This is a genomic window from Peribacillus sp. NPDC058002, assembly GCF_042886655.1.
Taxonomy (GTDB): domain Bacteria; phylum Bacillota; class Bacilli; order Bacillales; family DSM-1321; genus Peribacillus; species Peribacillus aracenensis.
This window is the reverse complement of the sequence record NZ_JBHVQU010000253.1, coordinates 1-4,842: the sequence shown is the minus strand read 5'-3', so window position 1 is coordinate 4,842 and position 4,842 is coordinate 1. Positions and strand designations below refer to the sequence as shown.

Annotated in this window: 4 protein-coding genes; all 4 read left to right on the top strand. The window is 42.2% G+C overall.

Features of this window, described 5'->3' with window-relative positions; genetic code table 11:
• The coding region (gene panB, locus ACFVSH_RS22895; RefSeq protein ID WP_387707987.1) for a 3-methyl-2-oxobutanoate hydroxymethyltransferase at positions 1–567 on the top strand (567 nt) is incomplete at its 5' end.
• Positions 564–1,412 carry a pantoate--beta-alanine ligase gene (panC, locus tag ACFVSH_RS22890; RefSeq protein WP_387707985.1) on the top strand — a complete coding sequence of 283 codons (849 nt, stop codon included), beginning with the start codon at positions 564–566 and terminating at the stop codon, positions 1,410–1,412. The genes panB and panC, both read left to right, overlap by 4 nt.
• 26 nt (positions 1,413–1,438) lie before the next feature.
• Complete coding sequence (panD, locus tag ACFVSH_RS22885) at positions 1,439–1,822, top strand: aspartate 1-decarboxylase (protein WP_260286003.1); 384 nt, start codon at positions 1,439–1,441, stop codon at positions 1,820–1,822.
• A 160-nt stretch (positions 1,823–1,982) separates the two neighbouring features.
• Positions 1,983–4,763 carry an ATP-dependent DNA helicase DinG gene (gene dinG, locus ACFVSH_RS22880; protein WP_387597585.1) on the top strand — a complete coding sequence of 927 codons (2,781 nt, stop codon included), beginning with the start codon at positions 1,983–1,985 and terminating at the stop codon, positions 4,761–4,763.
• Positions 4,764–4,842 lie beyond the last annotated feature (79 nt).

Genomic DNA, 4,842 nt, shown 5'->3' with positions numbered 1-4,842 from the left:
GCTATGGATGAAACACTCAAGAATGCAGCCCGAATCATGCAGGAAGGTCATGCCGATGCCGTGAAGCTCGAGGGCGCGGATGATGTTGTTGAAAAAATATCAGCATTGACCAAGGCCGGCATCCCGGTTGTAGCCCATCTTGGCTTGACTCCTCAATCAGTCGGCGTTCTGGGCGGCTATAAAGTGCAAGGTAAAGATGCTGAAAGTGCAGCACAGCTCTTGGAAGATGCGAGAAAGTGTGAAGCGGCGGGAGCGATGGCAATTGTATTTGAATGTGTTCCATATCAAGTGGGGGAACTCGTTACACGGAACCTGGAAATTCCCACCATCGGAATTGGGGCAGGCGCAGAAACGGATGGTCAAGTCCTCGTTTACCATGATGTCATCAAGTATGGGGTAGACCGGCTAGCGAAATTCGTAAAAGTTTATGGAGATGCAAATGAACTTATTGGTCAATCTATTACAAGCTTTGTGAATGAAGTGAAATCTAAAGATTTTCCGTCGAAAGAACATACTTTTACAATGAAAGAAGAGCAGCTTTCTGAACTTTATGGAGGGAAAAGATGAAAACTTTTACATCAGCTGCTGATTTGCAACTGGCACTCAAAGAGGAAAAAAACAATCACAAAAGCATAGGCTATGTAGCGACGATGGGGTTTTTACATGAGGGGCATGCAACCCTTTTGGAAAAGGCTCGCAACGAAAATGATATTGTGGTATTGAGTATTTTTGTGAATCCGATGCAATTTGGACCTAATGAGGATTTTGAAACATATCCGCGGGATTTGGCGCGGGATGAAAATGTCGCAGCAAATGGCGGAGTGGATTATCTCTTCTATCCGACAGTCCACGAAATGTACGGTGAAGAACCATCTGTGAAGGTTGTTGTCCAAAGCAGGACGGATGTTTTATGCGGGAGACAAAGACCTGGACACTTTGATGGTGTAGCGACGGTCTTAACGAAATTCTTCAATATCATCCTTCCTGATAGAGCTTACTTTGGTAAGAAGGATGCCCAGCAAGTCGCAGTGATAGATGGACTGATCAAAGACTTTCATTTCCCTATCCAGCTAGTTGCTGTAGATACCGTTCGCGAAGAAGATGGGTTAGCGAAGAGCTCGCGAAATGTTAACCTATCAGATCAAGAACGCATGGAGGCTAAAGAACTGTACCAAAGTTTATTAAAGGCCAAAGAGGCGGTTGAATCAGGTGAAAGAAATGCAGCAACCGTCACGGCCTTAGTAAATGAACATATTGCTGTCCACACAAGTGGAGTGATCGACTATATTGAAATCTATCAATATCCGGAACTTAAACCACTTGAATCGCTGGCAGGAAACGTCATCATTGCAATGGCTGTAAAGTTCAAGCATGCAAGACTAATTGATAATATCACCTTATATGTGGAATGATTCATGAGAAATTAGGGGGAATTGAGATGTTTCGAACGATGATGAATGGGAAAATTCACCGTGCACGAGTAACTGAAGCTAATTTGAATTATGTAGGCAGCATTACGATTGATGAAGACATAATTGATGCGGTGGGTATTCTGCCTAACGAAAAAGTCGCCATCGTGAATAATAATAATGGTGCACGACTTGAAACGTATGTGATTGCGGGTGAACGGGGGAGCGGTGTAGTGTGTTTGAATGGAGCGGCAGCCAGACTGGTGCAGCCGGATGATATCGTGATAATCATTTCTTATATAATGGTTTCAGAGGATAAACTGGGGGAACACAAACCAAAAGTTGCGATCATGGATGAAAACAACAAAATCATTGATTTGATTTCAAACGAACCAGCAGCTACCATCATGTAAGCGAGGGGCCGGCACATATGCATGAATCATGCATACAGGTGCCGGCCCTTTTAGTCTTTTGATGAACGGCTTGTTTCCTTTATTACGATTATTATGGTATAAAAAAGATAAGAGAATTCCATCAGGAAGTGGAGAAAGCGAAGTTTGAGGTGTACAATTCATGATGCAACGATATGTAGTGGTTGATTTGGAAACGACAGGGAATTCTCCAAAAAAAGGAGATAGGATAATACAATTTGCTGGCGTGGTCATCGAAAATGACCAAATTGTGGATGAATACTCGACATTCATCCACCCTGGACAGGAAATTTCCTTGTTTATTGAAGAATTGACCGGAATAAGCAACGAGACGGTAAAAAATGCACCTGACTTTGAAGATGTTGCAGAAAATATTGCCCGGCTTATAGAAGGGGCTTGTTTTGTTGCCCATAATGTTTTATTTGATTTATCTTTTTTACAGGAAGAACTAGTACGATGCGGGTTTGAGCCGTTTTATGGTTCCACCCTTGATACAGTGGAGTTAGCGAAAATATTAAAACCAACATCCGATGGATATAAGCTGCACCAGCTGGCTAAAGAAGAAAACCTGGATCATTCCAGGCCCCATCAAGCGGATAGTGATGCATATGCCACCGCTTTATTATTGTTGGAGTTGAAAAAAAAGCTGATGTACCTTCCAGTCATGACACTTAAACAGTTATATCGATTATCTTTTTCCTTACAAAGTGAGGTTTCCGAATTAATAGATGTTTGCATTGCAAGCAAACTTGCTAAAGCAGAAGTCCATTCACCTGATCTTATTACGTATAGGGGCCTTGCATTTAAAAAGGCCGAAAACGAAGGTGATCATAAAGACACGGAGTCGAAATTCCCGCTCGACGATGAGGAAAAAATAGCCATGCTTCAAAGTGCATTTCCTGCCTTTGAAGCAAGAAGCGGACAACTTGATATGATGAACATGATTCACCATTCCTTCGAATCCAGCCAGGATGCAATCATAGAAGCAGGGACAGGTATTGGAAAATCCATAGGCTATCTGCTTCCGGCTGTTTATTTTGCAAAAAAACATCATAAGCCTGTCGTCGTTTCGACGTATACGCTTCAGCTACAGGATCAACTTCTACAAAACGAGGTTCCTAAGCTTAAGAAAATTCTTCCCTTTACATTTCAAGCTGTTTTACTAAAGGGGAGAAGTAATTATTTGAGCTTGGCAAAGTTCGAAAGGGCATTGCGTGAAAAGGAAGATAATTATGAAACGGCATTAACGAAAATGCAGATATTGGTTTGGCTTACTGAAACAGTAACAGGCGATAAAGATGAATTGAATCTCACAAGCGGGGGGCAGCTATTTTGGAATAGGCTTCAAAGTGATGGCCTTACATACGCCGGTTTAAAACAGCCCTGGCTTGAATTGGATTTTTTTGAACGGGCAAAAAGAACAGCTGCCAAAGCGGATATCATCATTACTAACCATTCGTTTTTAATGACGGATCTGCTTACAGAAGACGCCTTGATTCCAAAAAAGGGGTATTTGGTTCTCGATGAAGCACACCATTTGGAACAAGCTGCATCTAAACAGCTTGGGAGCAGGCTTAATTACATTTCGGTGAAGACGGTTTTGAACAGAATGGGGACATCAGATCAAAAGCAATTATTATATAAATTGGACAGGATGCTCTTAAATAATGGATTGACGGATGGGAAGTCCATGCATGAATTAGATCAAAAGCTTAGTGATTTTTCGTATGAATTCGAACAGCTTTTTTATTATATTTCCAATCAGGCGGAAAAACTTTCACGTTCCATGAGTCCGAAACGGCTTTCATTCAAAATCGATGATGGAAGATGGGGTAAAGCGATTCTGGTCGCTGAGCGATTGGTCGATTTATTAGGATACATCATCACGGAGATAGAGAAAAGATTGGCTCTTTTATTGAATAATGAGTCCCCCTTAGGAAAAAATTCATTATTTCACTTGAATGATATTGAGGTGCTGCTTGGACATTTACAGGATACCAGGGACTCCTTGCATGAATTTTTCATCAAGCCGCATGAAGAAAATATTTATTGGCTGGATTATACGAATGCAGCACCCCAGCATGGGGTGACTTTGACGGTTCAGCCGATTGCAGGAAGTAAACGGCTTTGGGATTCCTATTTCGGGCGTCAAAAGAGTGTGGTCATGACATCGGCAACCCTCGTGGTGAAGAATTCTTTTAAGTATTTTAAAGAACAGCTCGGTTTAGAGAATGAGCCAATGCAGACGGCAAGTTTACCTTCACCCTTTCCTTATAAGGAACTCGTAAAGGTACTGGTGCCAAATGATCTACCAGATATCAATTGCTTATCGGTGGAGGAATTCTCCGAAACAGCGGCAAATCATATTATTGCTGCCGCTCAGGCAGCGAAAGGGAGAATGATGGTATTATTCACCTCGCATGAAATGCTGCGGGCCACCTATCATTCCATCAAAGACAGTGGCGTACTGGATGAGTTCACGCTGTTTGCCCAAGGGATTTCTGGCGGAAGCCGGATGAGGCTGCTCAGGAATTTCCAAAACTTCGAGAAAGCCGTCCTATTTGGGACAACCAGCCTATGGGAAGGCGTCGATATCCCCGGTGAGGATCTATCTTGTTTAATCATTGTCAGGCTGCCATTTTCGCCACCGGATGAACCAGTGACAGCTGCAAAATGCCAACTTCTCGAAAAACAAGGGCGCAATCCTTTCTCTGCGTATTCATTACCTGAAGCCTTATTAAGGTTCCGGCAAGGTTTCGGCAGGCTTATACGAACTCCAGAAGATAAAGGGATTTTGGTAATTCTTGACCGCCGCATCATCACTGCCAAATATGGACCTGAATTTCAAAAAGCCATTCCGGCTGTGGACTGGCACCAAGCCTCAATAACAGAAATGGCTGAAATGATAGAAGAGTGGATTTAAAGAATCTTTAAATCCTTCTTAATCTAAAATGAATTTTTAATAATTTATAAAGAAAAATTACTTTTGAGCTGGTATAATG